A 21,543-nucleotide genomic window follows, 5' to 3' on the forward strand; every position below is an offset into this window, starting at 1 on the left:
ACAATCAAAAGATGTTGCGCGCTAAGTTTGTCTTGGTATCATATATAATTCTATAATGATTTTATTGCTAAAATTTTCAAACAGAATGTGTTGTTATTTGGATAATTATCAAAAAACGATTAAACTGCAATTAAGGAAATGTTTACTAACTTATTACATTTAATCTATTAAATTAGTAATTTAGCCATGATATATTTATTATAATATCGATGATCAATAAACAGTTTATCTTTAAGTTCTCCTTCGACTTGATAGTTTGCACTTTTAAATAAATCAACAGCGGTCGTATTTTCGGGAACGACTTCAACTTCAATACGGTGAATGTCATGGTTTAAACACCATGCTTCTATGGAATTAATTAATGATTGTCCTAATCCTTTTTCGCGATAATGCCTTATAACTCCCATAGAAAAATGTGCTTCATGCCGTGTACGTTCGAAATTTTCGGTAGTGACAATTGCAAATCCTACAAGTTCACCATTGTTTTCTGCAATATAAATTGCATTAGAAGGAGAAGTTATATAATGTTCTAAGGTTGCGATAGCATCCGTATTAGAGGGCGCGTACTCGCCAGGATTGTATATCAAATAATCAGATTCATCATAGATTGTACTTAATAGTTTTATAAAAGGTTCTATATCGTTGATACCAATTTCTCGAATTTGATGAACCATATATGTCCACTCCTCATTTCCAATTTTTAAAACTCAGTTATAGTATAACTTAACATCATTAACATGAATTTACTAGGGAATAATTAAAATAAGAAAAATATATGATAAAGGGTGTCGTATAATGAAACCGAATATATTGCTTGCGGGCGTCACAGGATATATAGGAAAGAATCTAATTGAATCCATTAAAGATGAAGGGGTCTTATACACATTGTCTAAGTATCCTAAAGAAAAAGAATATAAAGAAATTATTTGGCTTGAAAAGGACATTTATAATTATAATGATGTTTTAACTGCTATGGAAGGTATAGACATTGCAATATATTATTTAGACCCAACCAAACATTCTGCTAAATTAACGCATGCAACTGCTAGGGATATCAATTTGATAGCCGCAGATAATTTTGGTAGAGCTACAGCAAAACAAGGTGTGAGTAAGATTATATATATTAGCGGTAGTCGTTTCGATGTTGAAACGAAAAGACGTTTATCGGCATATGGCACTGAAGTAGAAGAGACGACAGCACAAGTGGCACGCCCACACGTAGCAGTTGAGTTACAAACATCGAAATACGATGATGTAAGAAGTGCGCTAAGTATACAATTACCGATGAATTGGACATTAAATCAAATGGTAACATATTATTTTAAATGGTTAGATGAAACGAAAGGAACATTATTACATACAGCAGAACAAGGAGATAATTTTATCGTTTATATGAAAAATAAACGTAATCCTATACTAGTACTACGTAAGGTGAAGACTGAAAAAGATATCATAACGTTGTATCTTGTAAGTGGTAGTATTGTAAAACCTAATTTAAAAAAGCAGGGGAAATTAGAGTTTCGCAAATTAAAAGGTAGTCAACAAGTCATCGTACACCTGTTTGATTATATCCCGAAATTAACTTGGCCAGTATATTATTTATTACAATCACCTTTCCAAGATTTAATGATGAGAGGATTTGAAATTGATTGCCGCATTAAGCATTACCAAGGTCGAATTAATTCTGGAGAAAATATAAAATATACAAAATAGTTGAGGTGAGTTTATGGAAATTTTATTAGTGGAAGATGATATGACTTTATTTAAAGAACTTAGTGAAGAGCTGGAACAGTGGGATTTTAATGTTAATGGTATCGATGATTTTAATCTTGTAATAGAAAAGTTTCAAGAGGTGGATCCAGCAATTGTCATTATGGATGTTAAACTACCAAAATACGATGGATTTTACTGGACGAGAAAGATTCGAGAAATATCAAATACACCAATTTTATTTTTATCCTCAAGAGATAACCCAATGGATCAGGTAATGAGCATGGAATTAGGCGCAGACGACTATGTTCAAAAACCATTTAATACGAATATTTTAATTGCTAAGCTACAAGCGATATATAGACGCGTTTATCAATTTAGTATAGATGAGAAAAGGGTCATAACTTGGCAAGAAGCGACACTCGATCTTACAAAAGATAGTATTAATAGAGATGATCAAGTCATATACTTATCTAAAACAGAAATGATTATTTTAGAGATGTTAGTAAAAAAACAGGATACAATTGTAACCAGAGACACATTGATAACTGCACTTTGGGACGATGAGGCGTTTGTCAGTGATAATACCTTAACTGTAAATGTGAATCGTTTAAGGAAGAAACTTGCAGATATAAATATGAAAGATGCAATTGAAACTAAAATCGGTAAGGGTTACATGGCTCATGGATAGTATTAAATGGGTTTGGTTATTTCTCCGTTCACGGAAAAATTGGATATTTTGGTTACTCATTTTACAATTCATTTTTTTAGGTATTGCTTTTTTAGATTATGATTTAAATGTAAACAGTGTTTTATATATTATTATTTTAAATATAGGATTAAGTTGTATTTTTTTATTATTTACATACTTAAAAGAAGTTAAGTTTTATAAACACTTAGATGATAATATAGAACCCGAAGCGTTAAAGCATAAATCACTGGCAGATACGCCATTTCAACAAGAGATGTTAGAGTATTTATATGATCAAATTACGACACAAAAAAATTAGTGACTGAACAAAAACAACAAATTAAATCTACTGAAGCTGCGTTAACAGATTTCGTGCATGATATTAAGACACCAGTCACTGCATTGAAATTATTGATTGAAAAAGAAAATGATGATAATAGAAGACGTGCACTACTATTTGAATGGACACGTATCAACGATATGTTAGATAAACATTTGTTTTTGACTCGATTAGAGTCACAAAATAAAGATATGTATTATGAATACGTGTATTTAAAACGCTTAGTCATAGATGAAATACAGATTACTAGATATATTAGCCAAGCGAAAGGCATTGGTTTTGATCTTGAATTTGACGACGATTATAAAGTATATACAGATACTAAATGGTGTCGAATGATGATAAGACAAATTCTTTCTAATGCGATTAAATATAGTGAAAATAGCACAATTTATATAAGTGGAAGGCTGATTGAAAACCATGTGACGTTGGAAATTAAGGATGAAGGTAGGGGAATAAGTAAAAAAGACTTACCAAGAATTTTTGATAAAGGTTTCACCTCAACGAAAAATCGTAATGAAACGACGTCTTCTGGTATAGGGCTATATCTGGTGAAAAATGTAAAAGAAAAATTAGCTATAACTGTTCATATCAATTCTGAAATCAATAAAGGAACGAAAGTACAGTTTGTTTTTCCAAACCAAAACGAAATTGTTGAAAGGTTATCTGATTATTAAATCTGTTCATATGCAATATATGAAAATGCGATGACAAATAAGATGTCTAAATATTGTATTTATCGACTATGGCGAATCAAAATTTACACAAAGTGTAAAAATGCGGAGCTTGAGACATGAATTACGTGGTTAGCGCCAAAGTGGCAATCCCTAATTTTGCTAAAGGGATTGCCATTTTTGTTATTACTCATATTTAGTGTAATTAAAATAAAAAATATATTCGCGTTTGACGTTATTGCGTATTAAGTAAACCTTTGACCAAAATATTTGTTTTCATAAATTTAAAGATAAGCACTACCTTGGAATGATTTTGTGTATGTTAATTTTGAGAAATATAGAAAAATAATTGTTGATTATAAATTGTAATTATGCAATTATTGCTATTGTGCGTTTTGATGTATGAATTTATAAATTTCTAAATCATTTTTGGAAAAATATAAATACGACAGAACGATATACACACAATTATTAATTTAACGAAAATGTAATGTTAAGAATTTGTAAATTTAATTGTAGGATTGTTAAATTTGTGCTATTTTCAAATAAGGACAAATCAACATTTGTGAGATTTTTTAAACCTAGTAAGCAAATACTCATTTACATAATATTAATAAATCAAAAAAGTAATGGGTGTATTGTAAATCTTGCCAATTTTAATTTGTCTAGAAAAGAATGTAATTTTTTAAATTTATTGAAGGTGATTGTATTGGTCACTGTAAATGGAGGATTTTTTGAATGTTTAACAAGAAAAAAGATAAGTTCATGGTGAAACTTGAAGAAATGGTTTTCAACTTAGACCGTGCAGCAATTGAATTTGGTAAAATGGATTTTAATACACACTTAGACCTTAAAGCATATTCAGATAATATTAAAACATACGAATCACATGGTGATGAGCTTATGCATCAAGTGATTTCGGATTTGAACCAAACATTCATTACACCTATTGAACGTGAGGACATCCTCTCTTTATGTAACGCTATTGATGATGTTTTAGATGCAATTGAAGAAACATCAGCAATGTTTGAAATGTACTCTATAGAATATACAGATGAATATATGGCTGAATTTGTTGATAATATCCAAAAAGCTATTGCTGAAATGAAATTAGCAGTAGGCTTACTTGTCGATAAAAAATTATCTCACATGCGCATTCATTCTATTAATATTAAAGAATTTGAAACTAACTGTGATGGCATATTACGTCAGTCAATTAAACATATTTTTAACAGTGAAACAGATCCTATCACACTTATTAAAATCAAAGAGATTTATGAAAGTCTAGAAGAAATTGCCGATAAATGTCAAGCTGTAGCGAATAACTTTGAAACAATAATAATGAAAAATAGCTAAGGAGTCCTAACTTATGGAATATATTTTGATTATCACAGTAGCTATCGTTATTTTTTCTTTGATATTTGACTTTATCAATGGTTTCCATGATACAGCCAATGCCGTCGCTACTGCTGTTTCAACACGTGCATTAACTCCTAGAACTGCGATTATTTTGGCGTCAGTTATGAACTTTATTGGTGCATTAACATTTACTGGAGTTGCAAGTACGATAACAAAAGATATTGTAGATCCATTTAAATTAGAAAATGGTCTAGTTGTGGTTTTAGCTGCTATTTTGGCAGCAATTATTTGGAATTTAGTAACTTGGTTTTTTGGAATACCTAGTTCATCTTCACATGCATTAATTGGCTCAATCGCTGGTGCAGCAATTGCTTCACAAGGTACATTTGCTGTATTACACTATCAAGGCTTTACAAAAATAATAATTGTATTACTTTTATCACCAGTTATTGCGTTTTGTGTTGGTTTTATTATGTATTCAATTGTTAAAGTAGTTTTCAAAAATGCAAATCTTACGAAAGCAAATCGTAATTTTAGATTTTTCCAAATTTTCACTGCTTCATTACAATCATTTTCACATGGTACAAATGATGCACAAAAATCAATGGGTATTATTACTTTAGCGCTTATAGTTGCGAATATCCAAACAGGTACAAGCACCGAGCCTCAACTATGGGTTAAGGTTGCCTGTGCTACTGCGATGGGGTTAGGTACAGCTGTTGGTGGTTGGAAAATCATCAAAACAGTTGGTGGAAACATAATGAAAATACGTCCAGCTAATGGTGCAGCAGCTGATTTATCTTCTGCTTTAACTATTTTTGTTGCGTCATCATTGCATTTTCCACTTTCAACGACGCATGTCGTGTCTTCATCTATATTAGGTGTAGGTTCTTCTAACCGTATTAAAGGTGTGAAATGGAATACTGCACAACGTATGATTATTACTTGGGTAATCACATTACCTATTTCTGCGTTATTAGCCGCTTTAATATATTTTGTAATCAATCTTGTTTTATAAGTATTAACAATGGTTAATAATAAATAACTAAATAAATTTAAGAATGAGTTTAAGACCTACATCTTATTCTTAAGATAAAGGACTAATCTAAATACAATAGGGTTGATCCTTTCAGTCTGCCGACAAAGTCTCTGATTTTGTCGGCAGTTTTTTTGTGCGTGCTTTTCCTTGGGTATTGTCTTACAGCGGTATTCATCATGTGCACTTCCACAGAAGTCGACTCAAATCACTGGCGAAATTATAATATAAAATAAGCAGTGGTGTTATTTGTTATGTTGAATCAATCAATTGATAAAGGCGATTAATGAAATAATTAAACAAAGGGGTAGAGGAGAGAAAAGGAAAGAAGATAAAAATATGTATCAATTTAAATGAAATAGTAGTACAGATTTAACTCATAAATATATTGATCTAATATGATCACAATTTAGATGAAGGCAGTGAATACTTATCTAATCAAAAAAATGAGTCAAGAGATGAAAATTGAGAAAAAGAAAACGTCAATTTCTATATGTTTTCCATAGAAATTGACGTAATATTTGTTTGATAAAGAGGTTTAAGTCCTTCCTCTTTTTTAATCATTCATTTTGGTTATCTTAATGAATATAATTATAGCTAGAAGCAGTAGATGCTGGAATTGTACGATAATCTACTGTACCTGGAGGTGTATTATAATTCATTTCTGATATTAAAATACTGCCATCAGGATTTACTTGCTCAACATATGCAACGTGACCAATTGGACCTTCATAATTTTGCATGATAGAACCAGCAGTTGGCGTGTTGTTTACTGTATAGCCATCTGCTGCAGCATTGTTAGCCCAGTGATCAGCGTTCCACCAATATGTACTAATTGGTTGTCCAGTTTCTGCTCTACGATTAAATACATGCCATGTACATTGACCCCAATCATATAAATTAGCGTCACTAGCAGAAGTATTACCTGTAGAAGGTGTTTGTGTAGCAGTGTTACCAGAACCACCTGAACCGCCAACACTTGATCCATTTGGAATCGTAAGTGATTGACCTGGATGGATTAAATAACCATTTAGATTATTTTCTGACATTAGTGCATCTACTGAAACACCATAATTGTTAGCAATGATGTTTAATGATTCACCAGATTTAACTGTATGTGAAGAACCACCTGATGTTTGTGAAGAAGTGTTTGAACTTGAGCTTTGACCACTTCCACCAACTTCGATAACTTGTCCCGGAAATACCATATTGTTATCGAGGTTATTGTTTTGTTTAATCTCATCTACTGAAACACCATATTGTTCTGAGATTGTCCATAGTGACTCACCTGATTGTACTGTATGTTGTGTTGATGCTTCAGCTTCATGGTTAGCAATAAACGCTGCTGCACCTGAAGCAGCAGTTACTGCAAATGCGAACTTTTTCAAAAGAACTCCTCCTCACACCTATATAAATAACTCATTTCAAATTATATATATCTGTATTGATTTTCTTTAATTGAATTCATGTTACATACTAACAAAAAATAGGCGACTTGTGTTTATTGTTATAGAGATGTAACATTATTAACATTTTAGTGCGTTGGTATGTAAACATAATAAATACTTTTGTTATGGACTTTAAACGGGGTTTGAGTTTTAGAATTCATTTTAAAATTTATTACTTTGTAACATTTGAAAATGTGTAAATTTCAATTAACTTAAATATCTTTTTAGAATTGATAATAAAATGTTTGATTTAACTTGGAATAGTGAAAATGAAAGTAATACATTTAATCAAAAACAAAACTATAACGACGTTTAAGCACCTTGATTATACAAATCAGCAAATAAATTTCAATTAATGTGTAAAACGTTATAACATCTAAGGAGTGAATTGGTTGGCTGAATCAACACAACAAATTAATCAAAAGCAATCTAAATCTAATAAGGACAAATCCAAATCCCATGCGTATGGTAAAGTATGGTTATTCTTTGTTTATTATTGGATTATTTTTGGTATTGGCTGTTATTTTGGACAGTTTTTACCTATGGAATGGAGAAAGCCACTATCTATCGTCTTACTCGTATTAGTATTATTTACAGTTTTAACTAATCGTGCACGTAAGTATGGATTGGTTATTTCACATATATATGCCATAGTTGTCGGATTATTGTCCTATGCTACATTTACAGCTTATTTACAAAATTTAGGGCCAGAAGTGTTTTATAAAAATGTGCTATTAGCAATAGGTGCTTTTATCGCATTTGGTATAATTGGCTATTTCATTGTCGATAACGCTGCAGGTATGGGTAAATACTTATTTGTTACGTTAGTCGCACTGATTGTTGCTGGAATCATCGGTATGTTTGTGCATAATCCAATATTCCATACAATCATTACAGTAGTAGGTTTATTGTTATTCTTATTATATACTATATATGATTTTAATCGTATGAAACGTGGTCAGTTTTCTCCACGAGAAATGGGATTCAATTTATTCATCAATTTATTACACATTATCAAATATGTATTAAGACTAGCGAACAAATTTAAAAAGTAATATATAAGATAAAAATTTACAAACCGTAAGTTATAAATTCTAATAAAAGAAAACCGTAACTGAATTTCTATAAAATTCAGTTACGGTTTTTTTAGTTTATTGCCTTTATCTTAACTTTTATTATCATTGTTACTTCAGCAAGACCATTGAATAATATTCAGCTTAGATAAGATCGTCGTGTCACGAGAGGTTTAATTTATGATCATATAATAATGTGATATAACAACTTATTTTATCATTAATAAAATATAAAAAGTTTAGAATTAAGGACGATGAATGAAAAATTATGTTGACAAATTAAATTATTATATTCAAAATTATGTAATGATAAAACATGTACTTTGAAACTAAAAAAGTGAATGTTCTATTTTCAAAAGATGAAAATATTAAAGAAATATTCATTTTTATAAAAATGATTTTATGTGTATGGTGTGTAACTGAATATGAGAGAGGTTGGAATATGGAAGTACAGTGCTTAAATATTATTTCTAAAAAATTTTATCCTACTAAACGTGTAACAGATGGCCTACTACTATTACTGCCAATAAAGGGAGTATTAGAGATTCAACAATTTACCGCTAATGTAAAAATTGATACAGAAGTATTAATCGTAAACCATACAGAAATTTTTAGTATTAAACGAAATGAAACAACAATTTTATTATATATTGCGAGTGATTGGTTTTTAGAACGAGGTTATTCATTTTTTGATTATCAATATAACTCCAAGTTGATTCAATCTACAGCACAATTAACAAAATCTTTAATAGAGTTAACGAAACACTACTTAAACCATACATTAAGTTGTGATATTTATGAAAATTACATGGTCAAAATTGTTGAAATTATTGCTAATGAAGCTAAAGTAGATTCGAACTATTTACCCCAGCAAACAGACAACTCATATTTTGGTATTACTGGAGAAATACTAGATTATGTGAGTCGTAATTTGAAACAACCATTAACGTTAAAATCAATTGCCAATCATATTTTTATTTCACAATCAAATATATCTAGTCAATTTTATAGTAAGTTGGATATGAATTTTAAAACTTATGTGGATACATTAAAATTGGCAACATCTATGAAAGAGTTATTGAATGGTCAATATACCATTGGAGAAATATCTGACTTATATGGTTTTAGTAGCGCAGCACTTTACAGTAAAAAATTCAAACAATATTACGGTTATACACCCAATCAATATCGTAAGCTTACGAAATACAATAAAAATTTATATTATCCTTATGAAACACTGGATGACACATTTAAAGATCAAGTAAAATCTCAACTTACTACAAAATTAGCAAATAGTGATGTGCAAAACAATGAAATTACTATTTGCTCTGATTATTTTTCGGATAATCGCAATTCGTCTATAATCATTCAAATTTATACAATAACAGAGTTATACCAATTGTATACTGATCCTAAAATGAGTTATTTGATTGAAAATGACAATCAGGTTTATATTTATTGCAATATAAACGTAAAAGTTTTTCAAAAATACATTTCTGAACAACAAACATATAAAGCGATTGACTTTATCATAAAAAACAATGCACATTTGGTGCTTCAAGTTTATGAAAGTCAAGACATTGAAATATATTTAAATCAGATTTGTAGACCTTATGCGACTTATTTACAAACTAGCACAAACTTCAATCAGGATTTGCTTAATAAGATAACTTATTGTTTTGACTTAAGTACAATGCCGATAAAGGAAATTTATCGTAATATTATCAAAATCAGACAGTTTAGAGAAAATGTGAAATTTGGTATTGATATTACCCAATTATTTAATGAACCTGATACTTTTAAAATGTTGGAAGTACAGTTAAAGAGAATTGGTTTTGATTACTATTGTGTAGATAATCAAAAGCTTTCAACACCAAATTTAAATGATTCTCATGAAATGTTGTTGACGAAAGAAATCTTTAAATTTAATTATATAAGAAAAATAATGTCAGAAATGTGTTTAGAGGAAAGGCATTATTTTTTATTAAATGTAAGAAATAATTTTTTAGTGCATGATGAGTCAATGAATATTATTGAAAGTCCACCATTGTTAGTCGGTGTTTTTAAAAGAATATTAAAATATTTTTCAGGTATCGGTGTAGATCTGATACAGCAAATGAATGGCAATGAATCTTTATACTTATATGATAAAAGTGGTTTCCGCACATTGGTCGGAAGTATGTTTCATCGTTTGATAGAAAAAACGCGCTATAAAGTATATGAACATGATTTTTATACTATTATTGACCAAGTAGATAAAATTAGCGTTTATATAAGCGATTGGCAAATTATGGAAAATGAAGTATCGAATCGTCATGCGACAAAAATGTCAGTTAATATAAATTTTAAAGATTTAAAGTTAAGAAAAAAGCATTTAATTTTTAAAGAGACTTATAACAATGTGCATGGAAATATCAATTGTGTAATACCAGGCAATTTACGTGAGAAATACCAGTGGTCTGATTTATTTATAGAAAAAATAGAAGCGTATAATAAGCCGCTAATTAATGTATTTGAACATCCATTTAATGACAAATCTTTAAGTGTAGCTATCGATTATAACACTGTACACATTATTGATATTTATAAATAAGCATTTGAGCCCGAAATATATAATCAAATTAACATGTTTTACAAAATTTAATTTACTGGTGTTCGTAATAATGACAAAGCTATAAAAATAAATGATAAAGACAGAGTTACTTTTTTTAGAGATAATGAAATTGTATTGCTTACTAGCGTTTGGAGGTGTAGCAACAATGACTGATGAAAAGAAGGCGCAGTTATTAAAAATTTATAAAAAATATAATAGAGTAATGTCATATATAGAAAATAAATATAAATTAACAATGAATGATATTGCTATTTTGGAAATAATACAACAAAATTGTAGACAGCAAAACATGCTGATGCAACCATTTTTAAAAATTGCGACGACTGAACTCGATTTGAGCCGGACAAAAGTGTTAGCATCAATTCGACGATTAATTAACCAAGATCGTGTAAGCAAATTACGTTCAACAAAAGATGAGAGAAAAGTGTTTTTATCGATGACGGAAGAGAATAATACGAAGTATCAAACTTTGTTAGATGAAATCGAAGCACAGGTAGACTAAAATATTTAAAAAAGCATAATTACATAAAGATAACGCTTATTCAGTTACAAATATTAAAGATTATAACGGTATTGCGTGAACGAATATGAGGTATTAATCTCATACTCGATATAAAGGACTTATCCATATTTTGTGGATTAGTCCTTTTTACAATTAAAATGATATAATTTTGATCGCGCTTATTTGTCCGGTTATAGTTTGAGGTTGTAATAATTCATCGACGTTAAGTTTACATTGGCGCAAGCACATTTCAAACTCGCTTTAAATAAATGACAAAATAGTTAAGCTTACTTGAGAGAATCAATAAAAATATAAGCAAAGTAGCATGTTAATCTATGTGATATAATGAAAATATTGTATAATATGATGTATTGATTTACGCATTTAATTAGAAAGTGAGATGAAATTATGGGACGTAAGTGGAATAATATTAAAGAGAAAAAGGCCCAAAAAGATAAGAATACGAGTAGAATTTATGCTAAATTTGGTAAAGAAATCTATGTAGCAGCTAAATCTGGGGAACCCGATCCAGTTTCAAACCAAGCTTTAAGATTAACATTAGAAAGAGCAAAAACATACTCTGTGCCTAACCACATTATAGATAGAGCTATTGAAAAAGCTAAAGGTGGCGGCGAAGAAAATTACGATGAGTTGCGATATGAAGGGTTCGGTCCGAATGGCTCAATGATAATTGTAGACGCGCTTACTGATAATGTTAATAGAACTGCATCTGATGTTCGTGCTGCATTTGGTAAAAATGGTGGCAATATGGGTGTTTCTGGTTCTGTTGCTTATATGTTTGAACATACTGCCGTATTTGGTGTTGAAGATAAGTCAGCGGATGATGTCTTAGAAAGTTTAATGGAACAAGAGATAGATGTTAGAGATGTCATTGACGAAGATGGTTTAACCATTGTATATGCTGAGCCTGATCAATTTGCGCAAGTACAAGATGCATTACGTGCATCAGGTGTTGAAACATTTAAAGTAGCGGAGTTTGAAATGTTACCACAGTCAGATATTGAATTATCAGCAGAAGATCAAGAAACATTCGAACAATTAATTGATGCATTAGAAGATTTAGAGGATGTACAAAATGTATTCCATAATGTGGATTTGAAATAACATGGATAAAAATCAAGAAGTACAAAAATGGATTGAACAATTACAATTACATCCGCATCCAGAAGGTGGGTATTATAAAGAGACTATAAAAGCGATACCTGATAACTCAAATCAAAGGTCGGCCTATTCGAGTATATATTTTCTTTTAACGCATGATAATATATCACATTTTCATCGAATAGATGCCGATGAAATCTGGTATTACCATTCAGGAGATTCCTTAACTGTTCACATGATACACCCAGACGGCAACTATCAAAAAGTAACAGTAGGTCCTCATATCGAAAATGGTGATGTATTGCAACATGTAGTACCAAAAGGTACGATTTTTGCATCGTCTATTGAAGATTGTGCTGGCTATGCACTTGTGGGTTGCATGTGCCATCCAGCATTTGAATTTATACATTTTGAGTTATTGAGTAAAGAATGGTTAAACGAAACTTACCCTGAGTTAAAACAAATTAACGATCGTTATGCTTTATCATCATTGGACATTAATAGTTAAATATAAAAGCAAACTCGTGTTACTTTCTCATTAAAACAGTTGTGAAAGTAACACGAGTTTTTTAATTAATATTATTTTGAAGTACCAAAAACTTCGTTAGCGATTTCAACAATATAAGCTAACTTTTTCCATTGTTCTTCTTCTGTCAATTTATTGCCTTCTTCTGTAGAAGCAAAACCACATTGCGGACTTAGACAAATTTGTTCTAAATCTATATAATTTTGTGCTTCTTTTACACGTTTTAAAATAGTATCTTTATCTTCTAATTCACCGTTTTTTGAAGTGAATAATCCCAATACTGCAAATGAACGGTCTTTTGGGAAAAATCTTAAGGGTTCGAAATCACCTGAACGTTTATCGTCATATTCTAAGAAGAAACCATCTAATTGTTCTTTGAATAGATACGGTGCGATTGGTTCGTAACCACCAGAAATGGCCCAAGTAGATTGATAATTTCCGCGACAAATATGTGTTGTGATTAATAAATCTTTTGGTAAATCACTGATTGCTTCATTAATCACTTTATAAGCAAGTTGACGCGCAACTTCTTTTTCTGATTCACTTCTATCACGCCCACGTGTGTTTTGTGTTCCAGAAGTCAAGTTTGCCCAATACACATCATCTAGTTGAATATAACGTGCACCAAGCTCATAGAATTTAAGTAAACTATCATGATAAGCCTTTGCTACATCATGTGCAAAATCATTGATGTCAGGATATATCTCTTCGTTTAAAATGTTAGGATGGAATAATTGATTTGGACTTGGAATAGAAACTTTTGCTGTTGCACGACCGTTCACCTTATCATATAAAAATTTAAAGTGTTCAAAATGGGGATGATTTGGATTGAATGCAACTTTATCAACCACTTTGACGTTGTGATTTCTAGTTTCCACACCTTCAAATGTTAAACCTCGCTCAGATGTGTAACCTTCAACACCATCCAAGTTTTCTAAGAAATCAAAATGCCACCAACTTCTGCGGAATTCACCATCAGTAATACTATGTAAGCCAATTTCTAGTTGTTTATCTATGATGCGTTCAATTTCTTCATCTTCTATATTTTTTAAAGTTTGTGCATCTATTTCATTGTTTTGATAATCTTTACGTGCATCTTTTAAGCGTTTTGGACGTAGTAAACTCCCTACGTGATCCGCTCTAAATGGTCTTTGTGTCGTTGACATATGGCTATCTCCCTTTTTTAAAGAATTTTCTGAAAAATATATTAAAAATTTAACAAAATTCTCAACAATTGTCAATTTCGCTTTTGCGCTATGAAATATAGTACAATAAAAATAATTATCTACTCGCTATTAACTAAAAAGTTAAATGTAACAAACATAAGATGACATGTAAGGTTCAGTTTTATATAATAATGACAAGGAGTTGGTGGCAGTGAAAGTAAAATATATTGATAAACGTCACTGGCGTCGCATCATTGACAGAGAGTATACGGAAGTCAAAGTGAATAATAACAAATTTAAAGGTATTATTGGGTTAGTAACGATGAAAAAAGTACGTGAACCACTAGAAGTATCGGTGGTAGGACAAAATATTGTTGTTGCTGATGATAACTATCAGTGGTTACAAATATTACCTGAAAAAAAGCGTTATAGTATCACAGTGATGTTAGACGACAAGGGCAATCCATTAGAATATTACTTTGACATAAATATAAAAAATGTTACGCAAAAAGGAAATGCGCGTACGATTGATTTATGCTTGGACGTATTAGCATTACCTAGTGGAGCATACGAGCTTGTAGATGAAGACGACTTGTTACGCGCTTTAAATCAAGGACAAATAACGAAGAAACAATATCACGAAGCATACATTATCGCACATCAGTTAATGATTAAAATTGATACAGATTTTACAACGATGCAAGACAAAATTATGTATTGTTTTCATAAAATAAAACAAAAAGCGAATTCTCAAAAGCAATCTTCTTTTAATAAACAAAAATTTAAAGGAAAAAAGCATAAAGACAAAGACTCTGTATACAATGAGACTAAACATAAGCCGATAAAAAAATACAATAAGCATCATAATCATTCTAATCAAAACAAAAATAAATCACATCATAGTAAGATTAAAGATTCAAATACATCTCAAAAATCTTAAAATTGTGGTAAACAAAATTCCCTATATTAGTCATGCATTAACCATGTTATAGTAAACACTGCGAGAATTGAAGATTACTGAATATAAGTAATTAACGCAAAGTAGATAAAAGTAAGGCCACCATAAATAAAGATATTTAAGTATTTGTAAAAATAGGGGGATAATTATGAAGATTGACGATTATCGCTTGTTAACTACATTAGATGAGACAAAAACGCTCAGGAAAGCAGCAGAAATTTTATATATCTCTCAACCAGCAGTAACTCAACGATTAAAAGCGATAGAAAATGCATTTGGTGTCGACATATTCATACGTACAAAAAAGCAATTAATAACTACGACTGAGGGTATGATGATTATTGAACACGCGCGCGATATGTTAAATAGAGAGCGTCTATTTTTAGATAAGATGCAAGCACATATCGGCGAAGTAAATGGTACCATCTCCATCGGTTGTTCGTCTTTAATAGGTCAAACGTTGTTGCCAGTTGTATTAAATTTATATACACGACAATTTCCAAATGTAGAAATTCAAGTTCAAGTAGGATCAAGTGAACAAATTAAAGCTAACCATAGAGATTATCATGTGATGATTATTCGTGGTAATAAAATGATGAATTTAAGCAACACACATTTATTTAATGACGAACATTATTTTATCCATCCAAAAAATCGTAATGATGAAGTAGAAAAGATGCCGTTTATCGAATTCCAGGCTGATCCTATATATATTAATCAAATTAAAGAATGGTATGGTAGTCAAATCGGTCAAGATTATCACGCGATGATTACGGTTGATCAAGTGGCGACATGTAAAGAAATGTTATTAAATGGTGTTGGCGTGACCATATTGCCAGAAATAATGATGAAACACTTAGATAAGGAACAATTTGCGTTTCAACGCGTAGATATAGACGATAAACCGCTGATTCGTTCTACTTATTTAAGCTATGATCCAAGCATGTTACAGTTGCCACAAGTTGATTCATTTATTAATTTAATATTGGAATACGTGGAATAATAATTATTCACAATTGAATATTTTGATTCAGTTATAAAAGTAACTTTGCGAAGAGTTATATTGAATTTAATAGGAATAGAGGACGCTAAATGTTTAGTGAATTGTTACATATAAAAAATTATAAATTATTTGTTGTTAATATGATGATGTTAGGTATGGGAATTGCGATCACTGTACCGTATTTGGTATTATTTGCCACAAATGATTTAGGTATGACTTCTACCCAATATGGGTTGTTATTAGCATTAGCTGCAATTAGCCAATTTACTATGAATACAATTGTAGCGCGTTTTTCTGATACACATAGTATCAATAGAAAAACGATTATTATTACTGCACTTTTTATGGGCGCAGTCAGTTTTTCAATTTATTTTTATGTTCATGAGATATGGGTTTTTATAGTAATGTATGCCATTTTTCAAGGTTGTTTTGCCCCGGCTATGCCTCAAATGTATGCGTCAGCGAGAGAATCGATCAATACTTCTACATCAAAGGATAGAGCGAAATTCGCTAACGCTGTATTACGTTCGATGTTTTCATTTGGTTTCTTGTTCGGTCCACTTATAGGTGCGTTGTTACTTAGTTTTAAAGGATATGCAGGTTTATTTGGCGGAACGATAACAATCATATTATTCACACTTTTATTACAAGTTTTTTTCTTTAAAGATATTCAAACAAAGCGTCCGGTAGCAGATAGTACACATGTCGAAGCGGCTGCACCTAATATGCTGCGAGATAAAGTTTTATTTGTACCATTTATGGCTTTTATTTTATTACATATAGGACAATGGATGTATACGTTGAATATGCCATTGTATGTGACGAACTTTTTAAATGAGCCAGAAAGTCGAGTGGGCGTGCTAGCTAGTATTTGTGCAGGACTAGAAGTACCATTTATGGTCATATTAGGTATTTTATCGGCCAAGTTGACTACACGTACGTTACTGATACTTGGAGGTTTGTTTGGAGGATTATTCTATTTTAGTATTGGCGTATTTAACAGTCTTATCATGATGATTGTAGGCCAAGTTTTTCTAGCAATCTTCCTAGCGATTCTACTTGGATTAGGTATAAGTTATTTCCAAGATATTTTACCTGATTTTCCTGGTTATGCATCTACATTATTTGCTAATGCGATGGTGATAGGACAATTATGTGGTAATCTGCTCGGTGGTATAATGAGTCACTGGGTAGGATTAGGTAACGTGTTCTTTGTTTCAGCAGGATCAATATTTTTAGGTATGATTTTAATATATTTTACGAAAGAACAAAAATTTACAGAAGAAAGTATGGAGTAGATTGTAATGACATTGATTTTATGGTTATTTATTATAGCAGCATTTGTTTTAGCGTTTATCGGTTTAATTAAACCAATTATACCATCAGTACTTATATTGTGGATTGGTTTCTTAATTTATCAATTCGGCTTTGATAATCATCATTTGTCTTGGATATTTTATGTATCGATGGCATTGTTCACAATATTTATTATTATTGCAGATTTCATTATGAATAAATATTTTGTCAGTAAATTCGGTGGATCAAAATTAAGCGAGTATGCAGCATTGATTGGTGTTATTGTTGGTTGTTTTGTCTTTCCACCATTTGGAATAATCATTATCCCATTTATAGCGGTGCTAGTAGTTGAATTTATACAGGAGCCACACTTTTCTAAAGCTTTAAAGGCAAGTTTTGGTTCAGTTGTAGCATTTTTAGCAAGTTCTATCGCTCAAGCGATAATAATGATTATTATGGTTATTTGGTTTTTCATTGATGCATTATTAATCAATTAATTTACGTAATGAAAGATGTTACAAGAGGCATACAATCTTGGCGAGCGTTACTATAGCATAAATGAATTGGAATATAAGCAATCTTCTTGTTTTCGTTATGACTACTTTAGTATAATCACTCACATGTGTTAAAAAACGGGAATAGGAAGGGAGTCTTAAATGAAATATCCAATTGCTATATGGATGCTCGCAATCGGTGCGTTTGCAATCGGAATGACAGAGTTTGTAATTATGGGTTTATTGCCCAACATCGCTAGAGATTTTGATGTTAGTGTGAGTCAAGCTGGTCAACTGATTACAGGTTACGCCTTAGGTGTTGCGATCGGTGGTCCTATCATTGTAATGTTGACAATTAAATGGAATAGAAAATATTTATTGTTGGCATTAATGGCGATATTTATTATAGGAAACTTTGCAGCATCATTTAGTCCAAATTATGGATTCATGATGACGAGTCGAATTATTACTTCATTAGCGCACGGTTCATTTTTTGGTATAGGTTCAATATTAGCAGCAAGTATGGTTAAACCAGAAAAGCGTGCTAGTGCAATGGCATTAATGTTTATGGGGTTAAGCATGAGTAATATATTAGGCGTGCCATTTGGAACGTTAATTGGCCAAAGCTTTGGTTGGCCAATGACATTTATTATTATATCAATCATCGGAGCATTAGCATTAATAGGTATTATTATATTTGTACCAATGAAAAAAGAAACAGTTAAATCATCTGTATTAAATGAACTAAAAATCTTAAAAGAAAAACGTTTATGGTTAACATTAGCTGTTACATTATTTGGGTTTAGCAGTGTGTTTGCTTACTTTACTTATATATCAACAGTACTTATTGATGTGTCACATGTACAAGAAAATTTAATTTCATATTTATTAATTATATTTGGTATTGGTGTCACATTAGGTAATGTTGTAGGCGGAAAACTTGCAGATTGGAATTTAAATAAAGCATTAAAAATGATATTTAGTGCATTTATTTTATATTTCATCTTATTATATTTTGTGCAAATGAATGGACTCTTAATGGTAGCAGGTATTTTCTTTTTCGGTCTGATCGGATTCAGTATGAGTCCATCACTACAATATAAAAGTACATTAATTTCACAAGATGCACCAACACTTGCGAGTACACTTAACCAATCAGCATTTAATTTAGGAAATGCTTTAGGTGCGTTTATCGGAGGTGTCGTGGTAACAAATCTACCAGTTGCATCCTTAAGTTTAATTGCGCCAATATTAACATTAATTGGCCTTATATTCTTATTTATCAATATTGCAGTAGAAAAGAAAGTATAACAACATAAGTGAAACATAAACTAAAAACACGTCAGCCACTTCTTAAATTTTAGAAGTATGTGCTAACGTGTTTTTAAATTATCTTTATAAAGAAGCATTTGTATTTTTATTAGTAAAGTGATGATCAATATATAATGCTGTTGGAATGAAGATAAAAGAAATAATAATAAAAGTCCAGTTGCTGATTAATATATATGGTCCTACAGTTAAAAATGTCTGTGGAATGAAAAAAACATAAAATATCCCACATACGGATAAAAGTAAAACGAGATATGTTAAAAGCCAAGATAAATGTGATGTACTAAAACAGCGTATTTGTACTGTTTTAAATAACATCCAAATAAAGAAAAAAATGATAGCAATACCTACGATTAATGTGAGCGGAAAAGTATATAGATATAGTCGTTTTGCACCAATAAAAAATCCTGCAAATCCTTTGAGAAAACAAAAAATACCCACAAACAGCAAAATATGACGCATAATATACTTGAAAATATTTCTTATTGTTTCATTTGGTAAACGTCTAAGTTCTCTTTTTGCATGAGCTTTTGGATCATGATCAAAGAATTCCATTGCTAATGCACCATCTTTTTCTGCTTCCAACAACTGATTTAAAACACGATTTAACATTTTTTCAGAATCATGCGGATTAACACTCAAATCTGCTCTAACGTAAGTCATATAATTTTCGAAAGTATCTCGATCTGTATTATTTAAACGTAATGCTTTTACATTGTTTTCACGCATTAATTTATCGGTAGATTTCATCGGCATTTGGCATTCCTTCTTACATATAAAATATATTGATAATGCTAATTATGACTAATATAGTATTATAAATCAATAACACTTTCAAAGGAGTAATAATGGAATATTTAAAACAAACGCAACAACAGTATTTAAATGAAATTGCAGAAATTCATGAACAACAACTTAATGAACAGTATGAGCAATATCAAAACACTACTATCTCTGTTGCATTGCGCAAAGAAATGATTGAAAATGGATTAATGGCCAACACAGATGTTGTGATTATCGAAATACAACAACAACAAATGATTGCTTTTATCTGGGCAAGATATTTAAAACAATACCAAAAAGTCATTATTGAAATGATGTATGTTTCAGAAGATTATCGAAATCAAGGTATTGCGAAAGTATTAAAAAAAGAAGTGGAAATATGGGCGCATGCCAAAGGTGCTTTAGAAATCGAAAGCACAGTAGTCAACCACAATAACGCAATGAAAGATTTGAATTTTAAACTTGGATATCATATAAGTACAGTAACTATGAATAAAAGATTAATAATAAATAATGAAGATATTTAAAAATAATGATAAAATTATATTATTATTATGAAATTAACAAAAGGAGTTCTTACATGAAAAAATGTTTAGCACTCATACTTGCGTCCACTGTGTTACTTACAGCCTGTGGAAAAAATGATGAAAAAGCAACGTTAGAGAAAGATATTGATAAATTAGAAAAGCAAAATAAAGATTTGAAAAAACAAAAAAAAGATTTAGAAAAACAAAAAGATAAACTCCAAGATAAGTCAAAAAATTTAGAAAAAGATGTTAACGCTGAAACATAGGCTTCTAAATTTATTTCTTTACAAAATGATTTTATGCAATATTTCCCAGGAAATTATTGTACTATCGTTTTACAAATTGTTATAATGGGTATCATTAACGTAATGAACATAAAAATTTTCAAAAAATAGATTTGAAATTATAAGTCAGTTGTCTAGCAATACTTTTATATCAAGCGTGACTTTATAATGAATCATTTATTATACACAGTTTTTAAATAATCATTTTTCATTAGGAGAAAGAGGGAATAACGATGCATGAAAAAGATTTTGTATTACTAGAAGGGCGTTCAATTACGCTTCCAGAGTTAGGTAGAGAAATTGAAAGTATAACTGGTAGAGAAATCAAAGATTCAACGGGTGAAATTAAACGTGTTATTGCACATTTACCAAACTTTGAATCCGATACTGATACATTTGTAGCTACTTACAAATTAAATCATAAAAATGATTTTATAGATGCAACATTTACCGCACCAAAAAGTGAACGTGGTCGGTTAAAAGAAGTGGCTGTAAATGTTGAATTGATTAGTTATATTTCAAGAGCATAAGCAAAGCTTAATCCATGTGATAGCGCGGTATGAGAATAATCATAACGCGTTATTTTCTATAGAAATTTAATTTCCAGT

Annotated in this window: 20 protein-coding genes and 2 pseudogenes; 18 read left to right on the plus strand and 4 right to left on the minus strand. The window is 30.6% G+C overall.

Features of this window, described 5'->3' with window-relative positions:
- Window positions 1-167 precede the first annotated feature (167 nt).
- The gene (locus KA873_RS10770; protein ID WP_107385315.1) at window positions 168-674 is read right to left on the minus strand and encodes a GNAT family N-acetyltransferase; all 507 of its coding nucleotides are present in this window, start codon (window positions 672-674) and stop codon (window positions 168-170) included.
- Between the two features lie 121 nt (window positions 675-795).
- Between KA873_RS10770 and KA873_RS10775 the strand changes: the two genes are divergently transcribed.
- The 5 genes and pseudogenes from KA873_RS10775 (at window position 796) to KA873_RS10795 (ending at window position 5,792) form a co-directional block, all read left to right on the plus strand.
- Complete coding sequence (locus KA873_RS10775) at window positions 796-1,713, plus strand: NAD-dependent epimerase/dehydratase family protein (protein WP_107385316.1); 918 nt, start codon at window positions 796-798, stop codon at window positions 1,711-1,713.
- A gap of 13 nt (window positions 1,714-1,726) precedes the next feature.
- Window positions 1,727-2,401 carry a response regulator transcription factor gene (locus KA873_RS10780; protein WP_107505318.1) on the plus strand — a complete coding sequence of 225 codons (675 nt, stop codon included), beginning with the start codon at window positions 1,727-1,729 and terminating at the stop codon, window positions 2,399-2,401.
- Window positions 2,394-3,418, plus strand: a pseudogene (locus KA873_RS10785) (sensor histidine kinase). Before KA873_RS10780 ends, KA873_RS10785 begins: the two are co-directional and overlap by 8 nt.
- A gap of 735 nt (window positions 3,419-4,153) precedes the next feature.
- Window positions 4,154-4,771: a DUF47 domain-containing protein gene (locus KA873_RS10790; protein WP_019468170.1), complete on the plus strand. Its 618-nt coding sequence runs from the start codon at window positions 4,154-4,156 to the stop codon at window positions 4,769-4,771.
- Window positions 4,772-4,784: 13 nt separating this feature from the next.
- A complete protein-coding gene (locus KA873_RS10795) occupies window positions 4,785-5,792 on the plus strand; it encodes an inorganic phosphate transporter (protein WP_107385966.1) in 1,008 nt (335 codons plus the stop codon).
- A 596-nt stretch (window positions 5,793-6,388) separates the two neighbouring features.
- Here the strand turns inward: KA873_RS10795 and KA873_RS10800 are convergent.
- A complete protein-coding gene (locus tag KA873_RS10800; RefSeq protein ID WP_107385293.1) occupies window positions 6,389-7,198 on the minus strand; it encodes a LysM peptidoglycan-binding domain-containing protein in 810 nt (269 codons plus the stop codon).
- 452 nt (window positions 7,199-7,650) lie between these two features.
- Here KA873_RS10800 and KA873_RS10805 point away from each other — a divergent pair, with 452 nt between their 5' ends.
- The 5 genes from KA873_RS10805 (at window position 7,651) to KA873_RS10825 (ending at window position 13,077) form a co-directional block, all read left to right on the plus strand.
- Window positions 7,651-8,313 (plus strand): Bax inhibitor-1/YccA family protein, encoded by a 663-nt coding sequence (locus KA873_RS10805; protein ID WP_210140349.1) that lies wholly within the window; start codon window positions 7,651-7,653, stop codon window positions 8,311-8,313.
- A gap of 460 nt (window positions 8,314-8,773) precedes the next feature.
- On the plus strand, window positions 8,774-10,924 hold the full coding sequence (locus tag KA873_RS10810) for a helix-turn-helix transcriptional regulator (RefSeq protein WP_210140351.1): 2,151 nt from the start codon (window positions 8,774-8,776) through the stop codon (window positions 10,922-10,924).
- Window positions 10,925-11,090: 166 nt separating this feature from the next.
- On the plus strand, window positions 11,091-11,447 hold the full coding sequence (locus KA873_RS10815) for a transcriptional regulator, SarA/Rot family (RefSeq protein ID WP_107386436.1): 357 nt from the start codon (window positions 11,091-11,093) through the stop codon (window positions 11,445-11,447).
- A 408-nt stretch (window positions 11,448-11,855) separates the two neighbouring features.
- The gene (locus KA873_RS10820; RefSeq protein ID WP_107384426.1) at window positions 11,856-12,572 is read left to right on the plus strand and encodes a YebC/PmpR family DNA-binding transcriptional regulator; all 717 of its coding nucleotides are present in this window, start codon (window positions 11,856-11,858) and stop codon (window positions 12,570-12,572) included.
- A 1-nt stretch (window position 12,573) separates the two neighbouring features.
- Window positions 12,574-13,077 carry a cupin domain-containing protein gene (locus KA873_RS10825; RefSeq protein ID WP_107384427.1) on the plus strand — a complete coding sequence of 168 codons (504 nt, stop codon included), beginning with the start codon at window positions 12,574-12,576 and terminating at the stop codon, window positions 13,075-13,077.
- Window positions 13,078-13,148: 71 nt separating this feature from the next.
- On the opposite strand, the gene KA873_RS10830 is transcribed toward KA873_RS10825, so the two are convergent.
- Entirely contained in the window at window positions 13,149-14,261 is a 1,113-nt protein-coding gene (locus tag KA873_RS10830) for a 5-methyltetrahydropteroyltriglutamate--homocysteine S-methyltransferase (protein ID WP_107384428.1), read from the minus strand.
- A gap of 211 nt (window positions 14,262-14,472) precedes the next feature.
- On the opposite strand from KA873_RS10830, the gene KA873_RS10835 reads away from it, so the two are divergent.
- The 5 genes from KA873_RS10835 (at window position 14,473) to KA873_RS10855 (ending at window position 19,323) form a co-directional block, all read left to right on the plus strand.
- Window positions 14,473-15,201, plus strand: coding sequence for a ribonuclease FAU-1 family protein (locus tag KA873_RS10835; RefSeq protein WP_210140353.1), 729 nt, complete (start codon window positions 14,473-14,475; stop codon window positions 15,199-15,201).
- A gap of 166 nt (window positions 15,202-15,367) precedes the next feature.
- Window positions 15,368-16,222: a LysR family transcriptional regulator gene (locus KA873_RS10840; protein WP_107384430.1), complete on the plus strand. Its 855-nt coding sequence runs from the start codon at window positions 15,368-15,370 to the stop codon at window positions 16,220-16,222.
- Between the two features lie 89 nt (window positions 16,223-16,311).
- Window positions 16,312-17,520, plus strand: coding sequence for a sugar efflux transporter (locus KA873_RS10845; protein ID WP_107384431.1), 1,209 nt, complete (start codon window positions 16,312-16,314; stop codon window positions 17,518-17,520).
- Between the two features lie 6 nt (window positions 17,521-17,526).
- A complete protein-coding gene (locus KA873_RS10850) occupies window positions 17,527-18,015 on the plus strand; it encodes a DUF456 domain-containing protein (RefSeq protein WP_019468182.1) in 489 nt (162 codons plus the stop codon).
- A gap of 159 nt (window positions 18,016-18,174) precedes the next feature.
- On the plus strand, window positions 18,175-19,323 hold the full coding sequence (locus KA873_RS10855; protein WP_210140355.1) for an MFS transporter: 1,149 nt from the start codon (window positions 18,175-18,177) through the stop codon (window positions 19,321-19,323).
- Window positions 19,324-19,407: 84 nt separating this feature from the next.
- On the opposite strand, the gene KA873_RS10860 is transcribed toward KA873_RS10855, so the two are convergent.
- Entirely contained in the window at window positions 19,408-20,091 is a 684-nt protein-coding gene (locus tag KA873_RS10860; RefSeq protein ID WP_107386439.1) for a DUF1129 family protein, read from the minus strand.
- 98 nt (window positions 20,092-20,189) lie between these two features.
- On the opposite strand from KA873_RS10860, the gene KA873_RS10865 reads away from it, so the two are divergent.
- From KA873_RS10865 to KA873_RS10875, 3 genes and pseudogenes are all read left to right on the plus strand, one after another.
- Window positions 20,190-20,651: a GNAT family N-acetyltransferase gene (locus KA873_RS10865; RefSeq protein ID WP_107384434.1), complete on the plus strand. Its 462-nt coding sequence runs from the start codon at window positions 20,190-20,192 to the stop codon at window positions 20,649-20,651.
- Window positions 20,652-20,704: 53 nt separating this feature from the next.
- Window positions 20,705-20,905: pseudogene (locus KA873_RS10870) on the plus strand (SA0632 family lipoprotein); the annotation flags it as partial.
- A 263-nt stretch (window positions 20,906-21,168) separates the two neighbouring features.
- Window positions 21,169-21,465 (plus strand): hypothetical protein, encoded by a 297-nt coding sequence (locus KA873_RS10875; RefSeq protein ID WP_046207354.1) that lies wholly within the window; start codon window positions 21,169-21,171, stop codon window positions 21,463-21,465.
- Window positions 21,466-21,543: the final 78 nt, after the last annotated feature.

Origin of the sequence: Staphylococcus sp. GDY8P45P (genome assembly GCF_017892745.1) — a bacterium.
GTDB lineage: Bacteria > Bacillota > Bacilli > Staphylococcales > Staphylococcaceae > Staphylococcus > Staphylococcus cohnii.

Bases quoted from the DNA above. Each gene is read 5' to 3' on its own strand.
- KA873_RS10850 (WP_019468182.1), top strand. From the start codon at position 17,527: ATGACATTGATTTTATGGTTATTTATTATAGCAGCATTTGTTTTAGCG.
- KA873_RS10790 (WP_019468170.1), top strand. From the start codon at position 4,154: ATGTTTAACAAGAAAAAAGATAAGTTCATGGTGAAACTTGAAGAAATG.
- KA873_RS10825 (WP_107384427.1), top strand. From the start codon at position 12,574: ATGGATAAAAATCAAGAAGTACAAAAATGGATTGAACAATTACAATTA.
- KA873_RS10840 (WP_107384430.1), top strand. From the start codon at position 15,368: ATGAAGATTGACGATTATCGCTTGTTAACTACATTAGATGAGACAAAA.
- KA873_RS10830 (WP_107384428.1), bottom strand. From the start codon at position 14,261: ATGTCAACGACACAAAGACCATTTAGAGCGGATCACGTAGGGAGTTTA.
- KA873_RS10770 (WP_107385315.1), bottom strand. From the start codon at position 674: ATGGTTCATCAAATTCGAGAAATTGGTATCAACGATATAGAACCTTTT.
- KA873_RS10865 (WP_107384434.1), top strand. From the start codon at position 20,190: ATGGAATATTTAAAACAAACGCAACAACAGTATTTAAATGAAATTGCA.
- KA873_RS10810 (WP_210140351.1), top strand. From the start codon at position 8,774: ATGGAAGTACAGTGCTTAAATATTATTTCTAAAAAATTTTATCCTACT.
- KA873_RS10875 (WP_046207354.1), top strand. From the start codon at position 21,169: ATGCATGAAAAAGATTTTGTATTACTAGAAGGGCGTTCAATTACGCTT.
- KA873_RS10820 (WP_107384426.1), top strand. From the start codon at position 11,856: ATGGGACGTAAGTGGAATAATATTAAAGAGAAAAAGGCCCAAAAAGAT.
- KA873_RS10860 (WP_107386439.1), bottom strand. From the start codon at position 20,091: ATGAAATCTACCGATAAATTAATGCGTGAAAACAATGTAAAAGCATTA.
- KA873_RS10775 (WP_107385316.1), top strand. From the start codon at position 796: ATGAAACCGAATATATTGCTTGCGGGCGTCACAGGATATATAGGAAAG.
- KA873_RS10795 (WP_107385966.1), top strand. From the start codon at position 4,785: ATGGAATATATTTTGATTATCACAGTAGCTATCGTTATTTTTTCTTTG.
- KA873_RS10815 (WP_107386436.1), top strand. From the start codon at position 11,091: ATGACTGATGAAAAGAAGGCGCAGTTATTAAAAATTTATAAAAAATAT.
- KA873_RS10855 (WP_210140355.1), top strand. From the start codon at position 18,175: ATGAAATATCCAATTGCTATATGGATGCTCGCAATCGGTGCGTTTGCA.
- KA873_RS10845 (WP_107384431.1), top strand. From the start codon at position 16,312: ATGTTTAGTGAATTGTTACATATAAAAAATTATAAATTATTTGTTGTT.
- KA873_RS10780 (WP_107505318.1), top strand. From the start codon at position 1,727: ATGGAAATTTTATTAGTGGAAGATGATATGACTTTATTTAAAGAACTT.